The 20,864-nt window shown below is 45.1% G+C and carries 14 protein-coding genes, 2 pseudogenes and 1 riboswitch; of the genes and pseudogenes, 6 read left to right on the top strand and 10 right to left on the bottom strand.

The window, feature by feature from the left end; all coding sequences use genetic code 11:
* Nucleotides 1-34 precede the first annotated feature (34 nt).
* Nucleotides 35-2,614 (top strand): bifunctional diguanylate cyclase/phosphodiesterase, encoded by a 2,580-nt coding sequence (locus tag C2M32_RS00880; RefSeq protein ID WP_105166668.1) that lies wholly within the window; start codon nt 35-37, stop codon nt 2,612-2,614.
* Here C2M32_RS00880 and rep read toward each other — a convergent pair.
* On the bottom strand, nt 2,598-4,613 hold the full coding sequence (gene rep, locus C2M32_RS00875; RefSeq protein WP_105166667.1) for a DNA helicase Rep: 2,016 nt from the start codon (nt 4,611-4,613) through the stop codon (nt 2,598-2,600). The two genes, C2M32_RS00880 and rep, sit on opposite strands and share 17 nt — an antisense overlap.
* Before the next feature lie 122 nt (nt 4,614-4,735).
* Between rep and ubiK the strand changes: the two genes are divergently transcribed.
* Nucleotides 4,736-5,002, top strand: coding sequence for a ubiquinone biosynthesis accessory factor UbiK (ubiK, locus tag C2M32_RS00870; RefSeq protein WP_105166666.1), 267 nt, complete (start codon nt 4,736-4,738; stop codon nt 5,000-5,002).
* Between the two features lie 4 nt (nt 5,003-5,006).
* On the opposite strand, the gene can is transcribed toward ubiK, so the two are convergent.
* The 8 genes and pseudogenes from can to ilvG form a co-directional block, all read right to left on the bottom strand.
* Entirely contained in the window at nt 5,007-5,660 is a 654-nt protein-coding gene (gene can, locus C2M32_RS00865; protein WP_105166665.1) for a carbonate dehydratase, read from the bottom strand.
* A complete protein-coding gene (locus tag C2M32_RS00860) occupies nt 5,648-6,850 on the bottom strand; it encodes a methyltransferase (protein ID WP_105166664.1) in 1,203 nt (400 codons plus the stop codon). Before C2M32_RS00860 ends, can begins: the two co-directional genes overlap by 13 nt.
* Before the next feature lie 33 nt (nt 6,851-6,883).
* A complete protein-coding gene (locus C2M32_RS00855) occupies nt 6,884-7,984 on the bottom strand; it encodes an ABC transporter substrate-binding protein (RefSeq protein ID WP_105166663.1) in 1,101 nt (366 codons plus the stop codon).
* 64 nt (nt 7,985-8,048) lie between these two features.
* A pseudogene (gene ilvA, locus C2M32_RS00850) lies at nt 8,049-9,589 on the bottom strand (threonine ammonia-lyase, biosynthetic).
* Nucleotides 9,590-9,591: 2 nt separating this feature from the next.
* Nucleotides 9,592-11,447: pseudogene (gene ilvD / locus C2M32_RS00845) on the bottom strand (dihydroxy-acid dehydratase).
* A gap of 96 nt (nt 11,448-11,543) precedes the next feature.
* Nucleotides 11,544-12,467, bottom strand: a complete 924-nt coding sequence (locus C2M32_RS00840; RefSeq protein ID WP_105166662.1) for a branched-chain amino acid transaminase — start codon at nt 12,465-12,467, stop codon at nt 11,544-11,546.
* Between the two features lie 43 nt (nt 12,468-12,510).
* Nucleotides 12,511-12,753 (bottom strand): acetolactate synthase 2 small subunit, encoded by a 243-nt coding sequence (gene ilvM / locus C2M32_RS00835; RefSeq protein WP_105166661.1) that lies wholly within the window; start codon nt 12,751-12,753, stop codon nt 12,511-12,513.
* A complete protein-coding gene (ilvG, locus tag C2M32_RS00830) occupies nt 12,753-14,399 on the bottom strand; it encodes an acetolactate synthase 2 catalytic subunit (RefSeq protein WP_105166660.1) in 1,647 nt (548 codons plus the stop codon). Before ilvG ends, ilvM begins: the two co-directional genes overlap by 1 nt.
* A gap of 513 nt (nt 14,400-14,912) precedes the next feature.
* Here ilvG and C2M32_RS00825 point away from each other — a divergent pair.
* Nucleotides 14,913-15,800 (top strand): TraB/GumN family protein, encoded by an 888-nt coding sequence (locus tag C2M32_RS00825; RefSeq protein ID WP_105166659.1) that lies wholly within the window; start codon nt 14,913-14,915, stop codon nt 15,798-15,800.
* A gap of 10 nt (nt 15,801-15,810) precedes the next feature.
* On the opposite strand, the gene C2M32_RS00820 is transcribed toward C2M32_RS00825, so the two are convergent.
* Nucleotides 15,811-17,565 carry a response regulator gene (locus C2M32_RS00820; RefSeq protein WP_105166658.1) on the bottom strand — a complete coding sequence of 585 codons (1,755 nt, stop codon included), beginning with the start codon at nt 17,563-17,565 and terminating at the stop codon, nt 15,811-15,813.
* A 139-nt stretch (nt 17,566-17,704) separates the two neighbouring features.
* Nucleotides 17,705-17,909, top strand: a riboswitch (Lysine riboswitch).
* 112 nt (nt 17,910-18,021) lie between these two features.
* Here C2M32_RS00820 and dapA point away from each other — a divergent pair.
* The 3 genes from dapA to C2M32_RS00805 are packed head-to-tail and all read left to right on the top strand — an operon-like array spanning nt 18,022 to nt 20,862.
* Nucleotides 18,022-18,906 (top strand): 4-hydroxy-tetrahydrodipicolinate synthase, encoded by an 885-nt coding sequence (gene dapA, locus C2M32_RS00815; RefSeq protein WP_105166657.1) that lies wholly within the window; start codon nt 18,022-18,024, stop codon nt 18,904-18,906.
* Nucleotides 18,907-18,916: 10 nt separating this feature from the next.
* Entirely contained in the window at nt 18,917-19,657 is a 741-nt protein-coding gene (locus tag C2M32_RS00810; RefSeq protein ID WP_105166656.1) for a 2,3,4,5-tetrahydropyridine-2,6-dicarboxylate N-succinyltransferase, read from the top strand.
* A complete protein-coding gene (locus C2M32_RS00805) occupies nt 19,657-20,862 on the top strand; it encodes a PLP-dependent decarboxylase (protein WP_105166655.1) in 1,206 nt (401 codons plus the stop codon). The genes C2M32_RS00810 and C2M32_RS00805 overlap by 1 nt, the downstream gene beginning before the upstream one ends.
* The last annotated feature ends 2 nt before the right edge of the window (nt 20,863-20,864 follow it).

The raw sequence follows: 20,864 nt of genomic DNA, 5'->3' as shown, positions 1-20,864 counted from the left end.
ATTGAACACATAATAATAACTATGGGTTAAATCATTGGAAGATCCCTCACCTGTACTTCGCAAACTTGAGCGCAACAATAAGCGCTTACGGTTTTTGCTAAAAAAGTACAAACAGAACAACCACTTACAGCACGCTCTGATTTTACTTTCAGAACGGGCGAGTACGGTTGCGGAACTAACTCTGCTTTATCCTGCGATACATGACATTTTAGTCAAGTACCTTCCTAGTCGTAGTTTCTATGTAGTGCTTCAAAATCAATACACTCAAACACTTGAACTGTCTTATTTCGTCGATGAAAAAGATGGCATTGCTGTGCCACTGCATGAGGATAGCCATTTTTCAGAAGGTGTCACTGGATACGTTTTTCGCACTGGCGAAACCGTTTATCTGACCAAAGAGCGCATGCTTGAACAAACCGAAAAAGGGGTGTTTAAAGCGCTTGGTAGTCAAGCCGAACATTGGGTTGGCGTGCCAATATATCGCGATAGCAGTATTATCGGTGTTATGGTGTCACAAAGCTATCAGACCCAGCAAAGCTACAGCGAGCAACAAATTGAGCTGTTAGAGGTTATGTCTTTATATTTGGCAACCGCTATTGAGCGTGTAAAAAAACGCGAGTTGCTAGAGTCTGAAGTTAAAATACGCACCAGAGCGTTGATGCAAAGCAACGAAGCCCTCAACAAAGAAATTGAGCATCGCAAGCGTGCGCTAGATCGCCAACAAATACTTTTCAAAATATCTGAACTGGCGACCCAGTTTAGTGACATAGATGATGTCTATAAACAAGTACATGACATCATACGCTCGATCACTTTCGCCGATAACTTGTATATCGCTCTCTATGACAAACATGCAGGTTGGCTCAGCTTTCCGTATAGCGTAGATGAAGTTACACAGTACAAACCTCGGCCTTTTGCTAAGGGTTATAGTGAGTTAGTGATCCGAACTGAGCAGAGCCAGCTCATTGATACGGTTCGCGCAAAAGCGCTGATCGCCGAAGGCACAGTACAACGCTCAAAAGAGTACAACAAAATCCAACTAGCAACCAGCTGGATGGGAGCGCCGTTAAAAACCGCTAACGGTGTTATAGGGCTGATCGCGTGTCAGGCGTATGATCACAAGTATGAGTTTGATTACGATGATGTTGAGTTGATCTCATTCGTATCCAACCAAATAGCGTCGGTATTACAAACCCATTTGGCAAATCAGGCACTAAAAAGTAGTCACCAGGAGCTTGAGCATCGGGTCGCAGAGAAAACCAAAGCGTTACAACAAACCAATTTACATCTGCAAATGCAAATTGAAGAACGTAAAAAAATTGAACAGCAGTTATACCATGATGCACACCATGATCCATTGACGAGTTTACCCAATCGCAGCCTATTTCTAACGCAGTTAGAAAAGACACTACACAAATTCCAGCGTCACCCCGATCATCACTTTGCAGTGCTCTTTATTGATCTAGACAAATTTAAGTCCATTAATGATGAACTTGGCCATCAGGCCGGTGATCAATTTTTGATTTGGGTAAGTAAGGCATTTGCCGACTGTATTAGAGATCATGATTTGCTCGCTCGGTTGGCAGGCGATGAATTTGTCATACTATTGGATCATCTGAGTGACAAACAACAGGCCGAAGATGTCGCTAAGCGTATTATCAGAGTAATGCAACAGCCATTTTGTATGAAAGGAATTTGCGTGCAAAGTGGTGCAAGCATAGGTATCACCTACAGCAATAAACGCTACAACAATATTGATGAAATTATCCGTGATGCGGATGCTGCGATGTATTATGCAAAAAATGCAGGCCGTGGCCGATATGAATTTTATCACCCATTACTGACCGCCAGTTCAGCAACGAATAAGCACATTGAGCATCACCACTTAAGTGCATTGCCGACTCACTTTAGACGCACTGAAGTGATCTCAATGGCTGAGGAAATAAATTCCATTAGTTTGCTAGATGCGTTTGGCGAACACCCCGTATTGGGGAGCACTAGTTTCGATATATTGAAAAAGTTTGCAGCAGAAAAAGCCGAGCAATTAGAGATAGAACTACAACTGCTCAAACAAGTGATCCATATCGGCAATACACAGTCACAGGATCTATTGTTTGCTTGTTCTATCGCGGTTCTTGATAATCAGGCTTTTAATCCACTGTGCCAATTGTTGAAAAGCGCCAAACATCAAATGTGCTTGCTCTTTGATGAAACCTCTTTGCGACACGCATCTAGCCAACAATTAGAGAACCTAAAAACCCTCAGCGATATGGGGGAACACATTGGCCTAAACGATTTTGCAAAAGACCGCTGTGATCTAGCCATGCTGACTCAACATGATTTTAAATATCTATTATTGAGTTCAACGTTTAGTAAGCGCGTATTGCAACAACGCTGTTATGACCTGCAATTACAAGGCATATTGGCGGTAACCAAGCTAAAACAAACGCAAGTTATCGCCAAAGGCCCAGCTATTCTAAACTTCCGAGGTCTATTAGAAAGCCACGGTATTGAGTTGTTTTTTGGTAAACAACATAGCGTTAACTTGCTTGAGAAACCCTCAACCAGTAAGACTATCCCGCACACTTCGAGCAGTCCTATCGTTTTAACATAGCTCTGAGGTTAGCGACTCTCGCCTGTCCTTTTTCCATGCGTTCAGCTTGTGATGCCACCGTTTTCTTTTGGCCTTCGTAGCTTAAGTCATCCTGCGGCAATTCTTGTACAAAGCGACTGATCTCCGGCGTAGCGACCTCTCCGAACTGACGACGGTTTTTTGCATGTGTCAACGTTAACGTTTGCTGAGCCCTGGTAATACCCACATAAGCTAGACGACGTTCTTCCTCTACATTGTCCTCATCAATACTCGTTTGATGTGGCAAAAACCCTTCTTCCATACCCACCATAAACACATGAGGATATTCTAATCCCTTGGATGCGTGTAATGTTAGCAATTGAACCGCATCAGAATCATCTTCTTCTTCATTACGCTCCAGCATGTCTCTGAGCGTAAGCTTACTAACCACTTCAGCGAGTGTCATCGCAGGGTTATCATTATCTCCCGTCAGCATATCAGTGATCCAACGGTATAATTCGGAGACATTTTTCATACGCATTTCTGCGGCTTTTGCACTAGGAGAAGATTCATAAAGATATGCTTCATAATTGGTTTCACGTACCATATCTTTCACCGCCTCCAGTGTATCTCCACGCACAGCCCTATCAGACAACTCAACAACCCAACGTGCAAACCCCATCAGCGCATTAAACCCTCGACCAGCCAAACGTTCTGCCAATTGTGGGTCAAAACAGGCCTCAAACAAGCTGATATGTTTTTCATTTGCCAGACTCCCTAATTTTTCAAGAGTCACGGGGCCAATTTCACGACGCGGCGTGTTTACAATGCGTAAGAAGGCATTATCGTCATCTTGATTCACCAACAGGCGTAAATAAGCCATAATATCTTTGATCTCGCTACGTGAGAAAAATGACATACCACCGCTTATTTTGTATGGAATACGGTTACTCATAAGCGACTTTTCAAACACTCTGGCCTGATGGTTGCCACGATACAAAATGGCATAATCTCGGTAGCTGGTGCGCTTCATAAACTTATGGGAAATGATTTCCGCCACGACGCGTTCAGCTTCGTGTTCTTCATCACGCGTTGCAATGACTCTGATAGGATCACCATTTTCCAATTCACTAAACAGTTGTTTATCAAACTCATGTGGATTGTTGGCAATCAGAATGTTGGCGGCTTTTAAGATCCGCTTACAACTACGATAATTTTGCTCAAGTTTGATCAACTTCAAGCCCGGAAAATCTTTGGAGAGTAGTACCAAGTTCTGTGGTTTCGCACCGCGCCATGAATAAATTGATTGGTCGTCATCGCCCACCACAGTAAATCTGGCTCGCTCACCAACTAATAGTTTGACCAGCTGATACTGACTGGTATTGGTATCTTGATACTCGTCCACCAATAAATAACGAAAGCGTGCTTGCCAGCGTTCACGAACCTCCACTGACTGTGACAACAATAATGTTGGCACCATGATCAAATCATCAAAATCAAACGCGTTATAAGCACGTAATTGGGTTTGATAGCGAGCATAGAGCTGAGCGAATAAAGCTTTCTGAGGTTCTCTTGCCTCGGCAATCGCTCGCTGTGGCAAGATCAGTTCATTCTTCCAATTACCAATTTGCATTTTTAGCAAATTCAGTAAATCTTTGTCTTTTTCCAATTCTTTTTCAGTAAGTTCACTGAGCAACTGGTTGGTATCCTGATCATCCAGCAAAGAGAAATTTGCTTTATAGCCAAGTGTTTTCAGCTCTTTTTTAATGATTTCAAGACCCAGAGTATGGAATGTCGATACCCACAAGCCCTTTGATTCTTGTTTGCCCAAGGTTTGCGAAACTCGCTCTCGCATTTCTTTGGCGGCTTTGTTGGTAAATGTCACAGCCGCAATATTTTTCGCCTGATACTCACATTTCTGTACTAAGTAAGCAATTTTATTAGTAATAACACGTGTCTTACCAGAACCAGCCCCCGCCAGTACTAAGCAAGGACCACTGATGTATTTTACCGCTTCGTCTTGTTTTGGATTGAGTTTCATTACCAGACTATGAGTTGTGCTACCGAAGCGGATATTTTACCGTAAAGCGCTCGGTGCGCCTAGGCGCTTGGCAAAGCATTTGCTAAGATGAGCACTCGCATATTTTGAGGAAGAGATCTGAAATGATTAACCCAGCAAAAATAGAAGAAATCGCTAAGCAAATTTCAAGCAACATGCCACAGGGTGTGAAAAACTTAGCCGACACTTTTGAAGCCAAAACCAAACAGGTTATTCAAAATAAGTTAGCCGAAATGGACTTTGTTAGCCGTGAAGAGTTTGATATTCAAAGCAAGGTGCTGATCCGCACCCGCGAAAAGCTAGCCGAATTAGAGGCCAAAGTAGCACAGCTAGAAGCTAAAATATCCAACGCAGACAGCGCCGATGAATAAGCACTTATAAATAACGCTTTGCCACCTGCTCTACCGCCTGAGTATATCCGGCATTAATATGCTCAGGTTGTGATGCCTGCTCTTGAACTTCATGCAATAGACCATCTGCTAATCCGTACACCCAACCATGTATGGTCAATTGCTGTCCTCGTGTCCAAGCATCCTGTACCACGTTGGTTAAACACACATTGCGTACCTGATCGATCACATTCAGCTCACACAATGCTGCGCATCGTCGTGAGGGCTCTACTGTTGATAAAAGCGCTTGGTGCTTTTCTTTTACATCCGCGACATGACGCAACCAATTGTCAATTAAGCCAAAACGCGCTTCATCCAGCACTGCCTGCACGCCACCACAGCCATAATGGCCCACGACCATAATGTGTTCAACCTTAAGTACCTCAACCGCATATTGCATCACAGACAAACAGTTATGATCCGTATGTACGACAACATTAGCTACATTGCGGTGTACAAACAGTTCACCCGGCATCAAATCAACGATTTCGTTGGCTGGTACCCGAGAGTCCGAACACCCTATCCACAGATAATCTGGGTTTTGTTGCCCTGATAGTTTCTTGAAAAAATCTGGGTCGCGCTGTTGGGTGCGCTTCGCCCAATGTTGATTATTCTCTAATAAGTGATCTAGCGAGCACATGTCCTTTCCTCTATTTGGGCCGTCGCTTGGATCAAAATATTCCGAGGCGTTAGCTGTTTGTCACAAAATTCGTAAAGACTGACATCATACCCAGATGCGTGTAAATATAAAGCCCTATCGAGGACCAACCAGATCTCGATAGCGCGCCTAAATGCGTGGCGCACGAGCTCTATGCGGTCTGTCACCTTCTTACGTTGTTGCCCTTGGATAAGATACGCTGCATAGTCACATTGCTGCGGCAATGTGATTCCTTTTTGCTGTGCTGCCCACTCGCAAAATTCAGAGAACTCCCCTGAAAATATCGCTTTGTTTACCGAAGGTACGCTAACATAGTGGCTAACTCCTGTGATATCACAACGCAGTGCATCGAAGCCTAAACGCCAAGTCACCTCTTTTTTACGAACCTTAGCGATACGCTCTGGAGCGGTAACGGTTTCTTGCAAAGCTAACTTCATATCACTATGGGTTAATCTTAAATCGCTTTGCTGCCCAGCATCACTCATTGCTTGATACACATTTTCTGTAAACAAATGATAGCAACACGGCGACAAGCTGATTTTTTCGCATCTAGCTTTAACCGCTTGGTCCATAAATACTTGATGAAGTCGCCCACAGGCATGAAGCGCAACAGCATGTTGTTGCTGCTTAAAATAACCAAAGGTATCGTCATGCAACACATCTGCACAGCTAAATGTCATGGGCAAATTTTGTTGCTGAGCGCTGCGTTGACCCTGCTCACACAAAGACGCTTGTAGTTCAATGCTGTGTACGTGAGGCGCGCCATCGTATGCTAGCATACGGCCCAAATGCCCTTTCCCAGCACACCACTCCAATACCGGATACTGTCGCTCATCAATATGACTGACAAAATCTTGTAGCTGGAGCAGCTTACGTCCCTTAATACCGTTACTGAGCCAAAACGGCAAAGGGTGTCGTTCTCGTTGTTCATGCACCAATTGTAATAAAGGCTCAAGTTCGGTCAATTGAGGAATAAAAGGTAGCAACGCTTGATGTAATTGCTGCGGGTGGTTATCTAAGTACGTGACTTGTTCGTCGCTGAGCGCCATTAGCCATTCATTGAGAGCACCATCCCACGGTAACGCATGCGCTTCAAACGCCACCAACTGCCAATAACGACTGGTTTGGTTTAACAAAGTATCTAAGTGATTAAATCGGTGTAATAACGACATGATTGGCTAAGCACAACACACAAACTAAAAACGCTATTCTACCTCTTTTTTCCTCTCTTGTGTGGCCTGTAAAATACGGTACTGTTGTTGCTTTGAGAAAATGAGGTGCAAATAGAGCGGAATACATAGCACTGTCAGAAGGGAGGCTGCAACTAACATCCAAGACCAAGGGTAAGGTTCCTCATTCGTTTTCGGGTGATAAACAAACTTGTCTAACTCATGTTGATATTTGTGTGGCTCATAATTGTAGAGCTGCGCTATCCACTGCCAGCGGATCTCTGACATACTGCCTATGGGGATCCCAGCCTGAGTGATGAAGGGCCGCATTGCATCGGCCTCATATGCTAATTGCACCTTACTCTTGTCTGGATTGTACTGACTGCGGATCACATCAATGCTTTCATTCATGTTGAGCATCGCATAACGCCAACCTTTTAGACTCGCCTGACGAAACTTTTCGACCATTTCCGGTTTTTGCTCGATAACGTTTTCACTGGTAAACAAAATGTCACCGTATACGTTGATACCGTACTGTTTTGGGCAAATCTGTCTGGTAGCGACGCCGGCTTGGCGCATTTGAAAGGGCTCATTGGTAATGTATACCTGTAACGCATCAAACAGACCATTTTGAAAATCACGCAGTGGATACAGTCCAGAATACAAGGGCAGCTGAGCAACATTCACCCCAGCCTGTTGCAGCATAACCACTAATTCGGCATTTTCAGCCTTGCCCAAATAGCTGACTCGTTTATTGATAAAGTCCGCAGGTGTATAAATATTGGAGCTTTCTTTTACCATCCAGCAATATGGAGAAGATTGCAGTACCGCCGCTAATGCCACCAGCGGCTTACCTTGCATTCGCGCCTGTAAAATACCAGAGTGGGTAATACCAAAATGAGCTTGACCTGCAAGCACTTTGAATTGCGTATCGGGATTATTGGGATCGGCGGGTACAATGGTTACATCTAAGCCCGCCTGTTCATAAAATCCCTTTTCCTTGGCCATATAATAGCCTGCAAACTGAAATTGGTGTTCCCACTTGAGTTGTAACACAACGTGTTCTTGCGCATGGCTAATACTGCCGACTAAGAGGCTAATTAGCCATAGTACACTGCTAATAACACGCCTTGTCATCCCTGCATCTCTTTTTATGATTAAAAACTAATCATAACTATAGAAAAACAAGGCGTAAATGCAACTAACTCGCTTGGCGTCGAGACTCGTCAGGTAGCTGTAAATATTGCGCAAAACACGGGTTATTGGTCTCTTCTGTGAAGTGATAGCCCAACTGAGCTAGGTGGCTATCAAACTTCATATAATCACTTGCTGGAATATCAAAAGCGGCCAACACATTGCCTTCTGCTGCACCATGGTTGCGATAATGAAATAACGTAATATTCCAATCACTCCCTAAAGTGTCTAAAAATCGTGCCAATGCTCCTGGGTACTCTGGAAATTCGAAACGCAATAACCGTTCTTGAATCGCCACGGGCGGTTTGCCACCAACCATATAACGTAAATGCAACTTTGCCAGTTCATTATCCGAGAAGTCTTCAAAAGTGTAGCCATTTTTATAAAGCTGCGTTTTGACTTCATCCAGCTCAATCTGACCCCCACGTAACCCAACTCCCACAAATATTTGCGCCTCAGTTTCTCCTGCATAGCGGTAATTAAACTCGGTGATAGCACGGCCACCCAGAGACTGACAGAAGCGTTTGAAGCTGCCTTTTTCCTCGGGAATGGTAACGCCAAATAAGGCTTCGTTTTTTGCACCTAACGCAGTACGCTCTGCGATATAACGCAATCTATCAAAGTTTAAATTTGCCCCCGTAAAACCGCAGCTAAATTAAGACCTGCTCGTTTACCTTGCTGGCTCCATTTCTTTAATCCCGCCAGCGATAGTGCGCCCGAAGGCTCGGCAATAGCGCGTGTTTCCACAAATATATCCTGAACTGCGGCACAAATTTCATCGGCGCTGACGGTGACGACTTGATCACAAAACTTTTGCGCGAGTCGAAACGTCTCCGAGCCGATGATTTTTACCGCGACACCATCAGCGAAACCACCGACCTGAGCGAGCTCCACAGGCTCCCCCGCTTCTAAAGCGGCTTGTAAACAAGCACTTTCTTGTGCTTCAACACCAATTATTTGAATATCTGGACGTAATGACTTGATGTACACCGCCATGCCAGCCAATAGTCCACCACCGCCAACAGGAATAAATACCGCATCCAGTTCATTGAGCTGTTGCATCAACTCCCGCGCCACAGTGCCTTGTCCAATAATGACATCTTTATCGTCAAACGGAGGCACAAACACCGCGTTCATTTGTTCTGTAAGCTCAAAAGCATGGGCTTTAGCGGCATCGAAATTATGCCCATGTAGTACCACTTCACCACCAAAATTGCGTACCGAATTAACTTTGATCTCTGGCGTGGTCACTGGCATCACAATAATCGCACGGTGCCCAAGGTGAGCGGCGCTTAACGCCACCCCTTGAGCATGATTACCTGCTGATGCGGTGATAACCAAACTGCCTTTCGGTAGCTGACGCAGTTTATTGTAGGCACCCCGTAGCTTAAAGGAATACACTGGCTGTTGGTCTTCCCGTTTAAGCCAAACTCTTTGTCCTAAACGCTCCGACAAGGTATGCATCTCGCTGACATCGGTGACTTTTGCCAACGGAGCCATATCTGCTTGAATGATGGCTCGAAAGTAGTCAAGTTCTTGAGATACCATAGCTAACTTAACTCCTCTAGCTTGGCAAGATCACGCACGGCTCCTTTGTCTGCACTCGTGGCAAGCAGTGCATACGCTTTCAAAGCTGGTGTCACAACACGTTGTCTATCCAGCGGTTTGTATGCATCTTTCCCGCGCGCTTCTTGCTTTGCTCGGCGCTGCGCCATTTGCTCATCATCAAGCAACAAATGAATGCCTCGATTCGGAATATCTATTTGAATTAAATCACCATTTTCAACCAGCGCTAAAGCACCACCGCTTGCAGCTTCTGGTGATGCGTGACCAATTGATAAACCTGAGGTTCCACCGGAAAAACGACCATCCGTTAGTAGGGCACAATCTTTATCTAATCCCATAGACTTCAAATAGCTAGTGGGATAAAGCATTTCCTGCATGCCAGGGCCCCCTTTTGGTCCTTCATAACGGATCACAACCACATCGCCCTTTTTCACCAAACCATTAAGAATGCCATCAACCGCGTCATCCTGAGACTCAAACACCACCGCAGGACCTGTAAAATTGAGCATCTTATCAACGACCCCAGCGCTTTTAACGATACAGCCATCAGGCGTTAAATTTCCTGACAGCACGGCAAGGCCACCATCTTGACGAAATGCATGTTCAATACTGCGAATACAGCCATTCTCACGGTCAAGATCAAGCTCATCCCAGCGACAATCTTGACTCATAGCCTTAGTTGTACGAATTCCTGCTGGGCCTGCACGGAAGAAGGTCTGCGCCTTGTGGTTATTCGGGTCAGCTGCGTCCCAGCGTTTCAGTACCTCCGCCAATGTGCCACCAGCCACATGACCAACACTGAGATCTAACCTGTCCCCTTTAGCAAGTTCATTGAGCAGCGCCATAATACCTCCAGCACGGTGCACATCTTCAATATGGACTGCTGCGTAGCTGGCGCAACCTTACACAAGAATGGGGTATGACGAGATAAACGGTCAATGTCATCCATATCAAAATCAACCCCCCCCTCTTGCGCAGCAGCGAGTAAATGTAAGACCGTGTTGGATGAGCCACCCATTGCAATATCGAGCGTCATCGCGTTGATAAATGCGGCCTGATTTGCAATGTTGCGTGGCAATACAGCTTCGTTGTCTTTGCGATAATATTCATCACACAACGCTAAAATACGCTTACCTGCGGCTTCGTAAAGTTGTTGTCTATCTTTATGAGTCGCCAAGGTTGTACCATTGCCCGGCAACGCTAGACCCAAAGCTTCTAGCAGACAGTTCATGGAGTTAGCGGTAAACATACCCGAACAAGAACCACAGGTAGGACACGCAGAACGTTCTACTTGCTCAGAGTCTTCATCACTGACATTTGGATCGGCCCCCTTAACCATCGCATCCACCAAGTCTAGTTTGATATCGATGTCTGCTAAACGCGTTTTGCCCGCTTCCATTGGTCCACCAGAAACAAAAACCACAGGAATATTCAAACGCAATGCAGCGAGTAACATCCCTGGCGTTATTTTGTCGCAATTAGAAATACAGACCATGGCATCAGCACAGTGAGCGTTCACCATATACTCAACCGAGTCAGCGATTAAATCTCTAGATGGTAATGAATACAGCATGCCACCGTGGCCCATCGCGATACCATCATCAATAGCTATGGTATTGAACTCTCTGGGTACGCCACCGGCCTCACGAATGGTTTCGGCCATTAATTCACTAAGCTGATTAAGGTGCACATGTCCTGGCACAAACTGAGTGTAAGAGTTCACAACCGCGATGATTGGCTTTTCAAAGTCGCTATCCGTCATACCCGTTGCGCGCCAAAGAGCCCTTGCTCCTGCACGTTGTCTGCCTTCTGTGGTCGTCTTACTTCTTAATTTTGCCATGATATTTGCCCTTAATCTTTGCGATGTAACCTCATCATTACATCGACTTGTCCTCATTCCCAAAATAAGGCCACCTCTGGTGGCCATGATAGTGCTTTACTTATTGATATAGTCCAACCAGCCAAAGCTGTCTTCACTTTGACCTTTGACTAAATCAAAATACGCTTGCTGTAGCTCTTTGGTGATTGGGCCACGTTTACCATCCCCTATTTGGATTTGATCAACACTGCGGACCGGTGTTACTTCGGCTGCGGTTCCTGTCATAAAGAATTCATCAGCCAAATACAGTGCCTCTCTGGCAATCGCTTCTTCACGTACTTCATAACCACGCGACTGAGCAAGTTTAATAATCGTGTCGCGAGTTAAGCCTGGTAAAATACATGCGGTCGTCGGTGGTGTGAAAAGTACGCCATTCTTTATAACGAATAAGTTTTCACCAGCACCTTCGCTGAGGTAACCATTCACATCAAGAGCAATACCTTCAACATAACCATGACGCTTGGCTTCTGCCGTGATCAATTGAGAAGATAGATAATTACCACCCGCTTTTGCACCTGTAGGCATGGTGTTAGGCGCTAAACGCGTCCAAGATGAAATACATGCATCTACACCCTGCTCTAAACTACCATCACCAAGGTATGTGCCCCATTCCATAGCAGCAACGCTCACATCTGCTTTATGAGATTTAGGATGAACACCTAAACCAACATTTCCTAAAAATGCAAAGGGTCTAAGATAAGCATTGGTAAAGCCATTTGCTTTTACCGCATCTCGACACGCTTGCATTAATTCTTCTTCACTAAATGGGATCTCAAAACGGTAAATTTTTGCTGAGTCATAAAGACGCTTGATATGATCTTTCAAACGGAAGATGGCTGGGCCTTTTGGCGTATCATAGGCACGGATCCCCTCAAACACTGAGCTACCATAGTGCAAAGCATGGCTTAATATGTGTGTGGTCGCTTGCTCATACGGGATCATTTCACCGTTGTGCCAAATCAATTCCGATGTTTTTGTCATTTGTAATACCTTGTACTTATTCTTTATAAAATTAGTTAATTGTTTAAATTGCCTGTTGCTGTAGTGTGTGCAAATCGACTTGCTGCACTTCCACAAGCTTACTCAGTTGTGAAGTTAATAGATAGATGGGTTTGTCACTGTCTACCGTCATTTTTACATGAAACAACTCGTCTTTGCCCTCAAGTTCTAATTTGGTAAGGCGAAAACCACGGTGACGCGCTACGCGCAAAAAGCGCTCTACAGCGATGGCATGGTTCTTTACTGCAACAGTTAACTGGTGTTTCATTACGCTTTCTCCGTCATCATTTCATCATTTGCAGCACCTGGTGGAACCAGAGGCCATACGTTTTCTTTATCATCTATACAGGCATGTAATATATATGGACCCTGCGAAGTGATTAACGCATCAATCGCATCATCTACCTCATTCGCATGGGTAATAGTTTGTCCCGGTATGCCAAATACGGCTGCCAAGGCGACAAAGTCGGGATTATCGGATAAATCTGTTTCGCTGTAGCGACCATCAAAAAATAGCTGTTGCCATTGGCGTACCATGCCCAAACGCTGGTTATCCAAAATAACTATTTTTACTGGCAGATTATTACGACGTATGGTCGCCAATTCCTGAATGTTCATCATGATTGAACCATCTCCTGATACAGTGATCACCATATCATCTGGACGGGCAATTTGTGCACCAATTGCAGCGGGTAAACCAAACCCCATTGTGCCTGCCCCTCCACTACTTAGGTGGTTGCTTGGATGGGTAAACTTCATATGCTGAGCCACCCACATTTGATGCTGTCCTACGTCACAACAAACCACGCCTGAATCGGGCATTTTCTGGCTGAGTTGATGCAATAAATATGGTGCAAATACACGCTCACCAGGGTAGTCATAGCGCCACGCATGAACCTGTTTCAGTTCTTTGATTGTTGCTAACCATTCACTGTCTGTTACAAAGCAACTTAGCTGTGGGATTGACTGTTTCAAGTCGGCTATGAGTGAAGCTTGCACGGGTTTTCGCTTACCCACCTCAGCTGGGTCGATATCTAAGTGAATAACATCTGCTTTAGCCGCAAACTTAGCCAAATTACCCGTCACTCGGTCATCAAAGCGGGCTCCTATACATACCAATAGATCGCATTCTTGTACGGCAATGTTGGCTGCCTGACCGCCATGCATACCTAACATGCCTAAATCGTACTCATAATCCGGTAACACGCTTCCCAAAGCTTTTAATGTGGATACTGCGGGCATTTGCGTTTTGTTTAAAAACTGCATCAATTCAGCTTGAGCATCAGCACTTTGTACCCCACCGCCTACGTATGCTACAGGGCGCTTAGCTTGTGCCAGTAGAGTTTGGGCTTTTTGAACTTGAGTGGGTGACACTTTAGGTTGCGCCTCATCTAGCGCAAGCCAAGGGTGGAATGGCACCTGAGCAAGTTGAATATCTTTAGGGATATCAACTAAAACAGGACCAGGACGACCAGATTGTGCCAAATGCATTGCTTCTTGCAGTACCTCTGCTAAATCTTCCGCACGCTCTACCATGTAGCTGTGTTTAGTACACGACAATGACATACCTAGGACGTCCACTTCTTGAAACGCATCAGATCCGATGGCGGCCGTTGGCACTTGCCCTGTTATTGCAAGAACTGGCACCGAATCCATCATTGCATCAGCCAAGGCGGTGATAAGATTGGTTGCTCCGGGTCCTGATGTAGCAAAGCACACTCCCAACTTTCCGGTACTGCGCGCATATCCCACCGCGGCAAAGCCCGCACCTTGTTCATGACGGGTCAAATAATGTTTTACAGGCGCGCCGTACAAAGCGTCATAAATAGGCATGATCGCGCCACCTGGATAGCCGAATACCTCTTTTACGCCTTGTTTGGCTAATAAATCTATGAGTAGTTGTGCGCCTGTCATTGTTTTCCCCATTCCCATTACTTGCGTTCGTTAACTAAATTTTTACCCTAAAAACAAAAAACCCCCCGAACTTTTCAGTGCGGGGGGTTCTTACTAATACTTTTCTTACAGCACTAGCTCGCCCCCGCGGTAATAATAATCACCACGTTGATAATCACGACTAGAGTAAGTGCTGTCTTTAGCATTGTTTGTATCACCAAATAAAATTTTTATCGTCAGGCATCGCAACTTTGCGCCTGCCCTGTTCCTTTTTCTATTAGTAACCCGCAAGGGCCATGAAGTCAACCATAAATATTATGCCAAATACCATGTAAAATATGATGAAATGGAAAAATAAATCCCACAAAAAGCAAAGTGAAGGATAAACTATTCACCCCTGTAATCAATTATTCATATGTTAATTGTTAATGCGACTTTTACAACAGAGCTAATTTCATAAAAAGTCACATGAATTTTTTATGAGTTGGCATTTATGTGCTTAAAATAGCAAAACTCAAAAATTTAAGGACTGCTATGCGTTTTTTATTGTTTCGAGCCAGTATCGGTGTATTACTTTTTACCGCACTACTGTTCAGCCCATTTGGCCATGTTGCCCCAGCCCTGTTCAAAGTCGAAAAAAATGGTATTAACTCATACTTGCTAGGTACTGTGCATGTGGGTACGCCAAAAATGGCTGGTTTGCCACAATGTATTACTCAAGCTATCGACAACAGCAAGCAAGTGGTTGTCGAAGTGGACTTCAGCAAGCTTTCAGCTGCGCAGATCCAAATGCGCTCTGCGCCATTCATGCAATTACCTGCGGATAAAACGCTCGCATCTGTAATCAGTAAAAAGACCTATCAGTCCCTTAAAAACTATTTCGCAAACTCAGGTATCGATATCGCCCTATTTAACCAACATCGCCCTTGGGCAGTCATGGTGTCAATGTTGCAACTTGAATATCAGAAGCTCGGATTTAGTGAACAATACGGTATAGATAAGCAAGTACTTGCTCACTCAAAAGAGATTGGCAAGAAAGTAATTAGTCTAGAAACATTAGAGCAACAACTGACTATGCTGAGTTCGCTAGAGCAGTTAGGTGATGAGATGTTTTCAGAGACTTTCGAGCACCTCAATGATGTGGAATTTTACTTTTTGGATTTGGTGAAAGCTTGGACAACAGGAGATATGGATAAACTTGCAAAATATTATCGCCTTAGCTTCGATGATTCAGAGTACGGCCAATACTCTGAACGGGTTATGCTCATAGACCGCAATAACCAATGGGTAAAAACACTCACCCCTTTGCTTGCAGAGCAAGCCACTTTTATCGCCGTTGGCGCACTGCATCTGCCAGAGCAATATGGATTAATCAAACAACTCGAGAAGCAAGGTTTTACTATCACACGTATCTGTGAGTAAAACGATGTCGTTACTTTGCACGCCCATTGCGCAAAGTAACGACTCCCAATTCATCAAGCACTTTGACCAATTCAGCTTGTTGTAGAGGTTTGATCACATAAGCATCTCCGCCAACGGTAATGGCTCTTGCTAAGTCCTGTTGCTCATCATTGGCGGTTACCACAATAACCGTGGTGTTTAGGTTGAGCTTATTCCTTATTTTCTCTATTGCTTCATAGCCATCCATATGAGGCATATTTAAGTCCATAAAAATAACATCAAATTCCTGTGCTTCAAGTACTTGCAAAGCAGCCTTGCCATGCTCCACATGCGCAACGTCAAAACCTAGCGTGCGAAGTTGCTTGGTGATCACCACCGCATTAATTGCATTATCCTCAACGAGTAACGCTTTTTTGCCTGACGCATCCACTGTTTGCAGTGCTTCTTTGTCGTCCAATACGGTAACCGGAATGGTGAAGCTTACACAGGCTCCCCCCTGTGGTGAATTGGCAAAATTCAGTTCTCCTGACATCGCATTGACCAACCACTGACAACGTACCAAACCGAGCTGCATTCCCTGAAAATGATTATTCTTGTCATTATGTACCGTCATCGAGTCTATGAACTCTTGAGCCAAGCCACAGCCTTGATCGCTCACCTGTACTGTTAGGTCGCTCTGAGACCCTCTCTCTTGCAACTCTACCGCAAGCAATATGCTTCCAGAGTCACTGAATTTAATTGAGTTATCAATAAGCTGAGAACAAATCCAAGCCAGATGCTGATGATCACACAACAGGCGCTTATGTTCATTATCTGTCATTTGCACCTGTAACATTAATCCCTTTTTCTGCGCAGCTAAACGATAAGGCGCGACTACCGTTTCAATCATCGTTGGCAGATCAGCACGACTATTTTGAATTTTGACTTTTTCATTAGACCAACGACTGAAGTCATGCATTTCATTGATGAGTATATTTAACTGATTAGCAGAGGTAATTGCTTGCTCAAGATATAAAGGTTGACGCTCTTTTTGAAATAATTCCATGTATCCTAAAACTGACTGCAAGGGCGTTCGTAATTCATGACTGGCTCGCGCCAAAAACCGCGACTTCATGCTCAGCGCCTGTTGTGTCTGCTGTTTTTGGCTTTCCAATTCACGTATCCCCGCCAGTACTTGCATTTCCATGGGACGAAAGATGAACTTTACTTCCAGTACCAACAACACCATAGCAAGTAGCCATATTAGCATTTCAACATAACGCAGTATTGTGACACCGAGATTTGCCTGTTCTTCAAACAGCTGAACGGCACCGTCGAGGTCAATTAAAAGGCTTTGAGATATGCGATAAAGTTCATCCAATTCAACCGGATCAGTCAACTGTAAATTGCGCCCTCGGGTAATGAAATCCTGACTTCGTTGATCCAAACTAATCGGTTGCGAGAAATACCATGCGTTGAGCTCGGGTGAAAAAAAGCCACTGCCTTGCCCACTTTTTGACATCAAGAATTCATGATTAATCGCAAATCTATCAACGCTGCTTTGTAACTGACTGTAAACGTCTTGAAACGCCTGCGGTTCATTATTCAAACTTGCTAATCGTTGTGCGTGAAGCAGCACTTTTTGCGACAACATACGCTGCATACCAGCAATGTTCACTACGGTCGCATCTTGTTGTTTATCATAAAGTAAAAACTGCATAAAGCCAGTTGCCATGGACACCAGTAAGGCCATGGCCAACACAGCCAAAATATAGCGGGCGCGAATCGCTTTTATTAATTTCAACATAGGTTCACTTCATCATCCTTTTCTTTGACAGTGTAGTTCAAATTGATCTGATTGGCCTTTAGCCACTTGACACCTAGATGGCTAAAATGTTTCAATGCGCGCTCACCCTATTTTGTGGTCAAGGCCAGTGCCTTGACTGAGGGCTGGAAGAGGTGCGTTATTCAGGTAACTGTGTCGAGGAGAGCAAACTCCAATGACCCACAGTGAGGGGAATTAACGCCGAGAAGTTAATCATTTTGCTAACGGTTAACTTCGGGCGTCTGGGCTGAATCCCAGCGACTGTCACCAATTGTTTTCGTGTCATACACAAAAGCAAATAAGTTTGGTGGAGAGCTTCTGGTCTTAGAATAATAAGGCCATTTGCCTTGTCATTTTTAAGTCCATTGCTCTTCGAATTTTAACTGTTCGAAGTTTGGACTCTTGCCCAACTCCGAACACGATATAAGTTCGGTAGAGATGAAATCACAATTCGATTTATCCAATTATCCGTTGTGGACCGCATTAGTTACGCCCTTTGATGCGAATCACAGGGTCGACTACGACACACTTGCACAGCTCGTCAATGAGCAACAACAGGCCAATAATGGCATTTTGATTCTCGGTAGCACTGGAGAAGGGCTAGCGCTGGATAAAGATGAGCAACGTGCCATTGTTGAGTATGTGAGCGCACTTGCACCGACCGTACCATTAATGGTTGCCGTTGGCGGGTTTAATTTAACCGAGCAATTAGCTTGGATAGAATTTTGCAACTCCTTGGCAATTGATGCTTACTTGCTAGGTTCGCCCGTATACGCTAAACCAGGTGATGTCGGCCAGACACAATGGTTTGACGCTTTGCTCAGCAAAGCCCAAAAGCCATGTATGCTTTATAATGTGCCGGGTCGTAGTGCAGTTTCAATTACCCCTCAGGTATTAAAAAACCTGCAACATCATGACAATTTCTGGGCTATCAAAGAAGCCAGTGGCGACATTACCACCTTCGAAGCCTTTCGCAACGCCGCACCACACATCGCTATCTACAGTGGTGATGATGGGCTGATGCCCTACTTTGCACAAGCAGGTGCCGCGGGGCTAGTCTCAGTTGCCGCCAATGCGTGGCCCGAACAAACCGCGGAGTTTGTTCGTCGTTCTCTGGCGGGGACTTTTCCTAACTTGTTTACCACTTGGACAAGCGCTGTCAACAGTCTGTTTAGTGTCGCCAATCCAATCCCTGTGAAAGTGTTAATGCACGCTCAAGGCAAACTGGCCACACCGCATCTTCGTCCACCACTAACGCACCTTGAGCTGCCTTGTAAACAGGCACTTCACTACGCAAACAACTCAATTTTATCTTGGAATTAAGGCAATTATTATGAGCTGGTTAGAGCTATTAAATAACTTAGAAAACGGCACTGTGCGTGCAGCAACACAAGACGAACAAGGGCAATGGCATGCCAATGTTGAAGTGAAACAAGGCATTTTAGAAGCGTTCAAAAATGGCACCAACACCGAGTTTCCTGGTGGTTTTGTCGACAAGCATAACTTAGCACCTCAAGGCTTTGCCGCCGATGCTGGCGTACGTATGGTACCGGGCGGTTCAAGTGTTCGCCGTGGCGCGCATGTTGCCTCTGGCACCATCATCATGCCACCTGCTTACGTTAACATTGGTGCGTTTATTGATGAAGGCACTATGGTGGATAGCCACGCGTTAGTAGGCTCATGTGCGCAAGTAGGAAAAAACGTGCATTTAAGCGCAGCAGTTCAACTAGGTGGCGTATTAGAGCCAATTGGTGCAAGCCCTGTGGTCATTGAAGACGACGCATTTATCGGTGCGGGTTGTGTGATTGTTGAAGGCGTAGTCGTTAAAAAAGGCGCGGTATTAGCACCAGGCGTGCGCTTATCAGCCACGATCCCTGTGTATGACTGCGTGAACGAGCGTGTATTGGCCAAAGGCGAGCCAATCCCAGAAAACGCCATTGTGATCCCAGGCTCTCGTCCGTCATCCAGTGCATGGGGTCGTGAACAAGGCTTGAGCATGTCATGTGCGCTTATCGTTAAATACCGCGATGAAAAAAGTGATGCGTCACTAGAGCTGGAAGAGGTCTTACGCTGATGTCCTTTTTGAGCACCGCACATCGTCAGGTGATTGAAACCATCACCCAAACCGAACACACACCGTTTTTTGTGTACGACTTAGATGGATTGTTAGCTCACCTGAAGCCACTGACAGAGCAGTCAGTGGTCAAGCTATGGTATGCCGTCAAAGCCAACCCGCTGTCTAAAGTGATCCAAACATTAGACAAAGCTGGCTTTGACTTTGACGTTGCCAGCAGTGGTGAGCTCAATCAAGTACTCAAACAAGGTGTTTGTCCGTCGCGTGTGCTCAATACTGGACCTGCTAAGTCTAAACGCCAGATCCAACACTTTCTTTCACAAGGGGTCCGTACATTTGTCGCCGAAAGTCACAATCAAGTTCATTGGCTTAACCAAGTGGCTTGCGAGCATAACGTGCAATTACGTGTCCTGTTGCGAGTACAGTTGCGCTGGCCGGATGGCGAGAAAAACCCGCTCGGGGGAGATAGCCTCACACCTTTTGGTTTAGGCACACAACAATGGCAATCTCTTGATATAAATGACTTTGAAGCGCTCAACTTCGTCGGTCTACATATTTTTCAATGGGGCAATATGCTCAGTACGGAGAAATTGACCGAATTGTGGTCACAAATGGTCCCACCATTGCTAGCGCTCGCTGACGATTTAGGTTTTGCGCTCCAAGTACTAGATTTAGGTGGCGGCCTAGGTATTCCCTACCATGAGCGAGATTCAAAACTAGCTTGGCCGCAATTACTTGATGCGCTAGCGAACATCAAAGCCGCTTCGGGTGTTGAAGAACTGTGGATGGAGCTGGGCCGTTTTGCGGTGGGTGAATATGGTCATTACGCCAACCCTGTGGTGGAACAAAAACAAAACTACGGTGAACATCAGCTCATCGTTGCCGGTGGAGTCAATCATATTTTGCGCCCAGCGGTCACGAATCAAGCCTTTCCGTGTGAACTGCTTAGAACAACCACAGCACCTGAGCAAAGTTACCTCATTCATGGTCCACTTTGTACTGCGCTGGATCATTTGGGGCGACATGAATTGCCACAAGACATTAATGACCAAGATTGGCTGATATTCAGTCAATGTGGTGCTTACGGCTTTACTGAAAGTATGCCCTACTTTCTGTGCCATGAGTTACCCGCAGAATATGTCATTGAACACGGCGAAATTCAGTGTATTCGCCCCGCTGTAGATGCCAGTGAGTATCTAAGGTAGAC

This window comes from Pseudoalteromonas sp. T1lg23B (genome assembly GCF_002964665.1).
In the GTDB taxonomy this organism is placed as follows: Bacteria; Pseudomonadota; Gammaproteobacteria; order Enterobacterales; family Alteromonadaceae; genus Pseudoalteromonas.
Note: the sequence above shows the minus strand (reverse complement) of the source record. Positions and strands in the feature narration are given on the sequence as shown.

Coding starts and splice junctions, on each gene's coding strand:
- rep (WP_105166667.1), bottom strand. CDS start 4,613: ATGAAACTCAATCCAAAACAAGACGAAGCGGTAAAATACATCAGTGGT.
- ubiK (WP_105166666.1), top strand. CDS start 4,736: ATGATTAACCCAGCAAAAATAGAAGAAATCGCTAAGCAAATTTCAAGC.
- can (WP_105166665.1), bottom strand. CDS start 5,660: ATGTGCTCGCTAGATCACTTATTAGAGAATAATCAACATTGGGCGAAG.
- C2M32_RS00860 (WP_105166664.1), bottom strand. CDS start 6,850: ATGTCGTTATTACACCGATTTAATCACTTAGATACTTTGTTAAACCAA.
- C2M32_RS00855 (WP_105166663.1), bottom strand. CDS start 7,984: ATGACAAGGCGTGTTATTAGCAGTGTACTATGGCTAATTAGCCTCTTA.
- C2M32_RS00840 (WP_105166662.1), bottom strand. CDS start 12,467: ATGACAAAAACATCGGAATTGATTTGGCACAACGGTGAAATGATCCCG.
- ilvM (WP_105166661.1), bottom strand. CDS start 12,753: ATGAAACACCAGTTAACTGTTGCAGTAAAGAACCATGCCATCGCTGTA.
- ilvG (WP_105166660.1), bottom strand. CDS start 14,399: ATGACAGGCGCACAACTACTCATAGATTTATTAGCCAAACAAGGCGTA.
- C2M32_RS00825 (WP_105166659.1), top strand. CDS start 14,913: ATGCGTTTTTTATTGTTTCGAGCCAGTATCGGTGTATTACTTTTTACC.
- C2M32_RS00820 (WP_105166658.1), bottom strand. CDS start 17,565: ATGTTGAAATTAATAAAAGCGATTCGCGCCCGCTATATTTTGGCTGTG.
- dapA (WP_105166657.1), top strand. CDS start 18,022: ATGAAATCACAATTCGATTTATCCAATTATCCGTTGTGGACCGCATTA.
- C2M32_RS00810 (WP_105166656.1), top strand. CDS start 18,917: ATGAGCTGGTTAGAGCTATTAAATAACTTAGAAAACGGCACTGTGCGT.
- C2M32_RS00805 (WP_105166655.1), top strand. CDS start 19,657: ATGTCCTTTTTGAGCACCGCACATCGTCAGGTGATTGAAACCATCACC.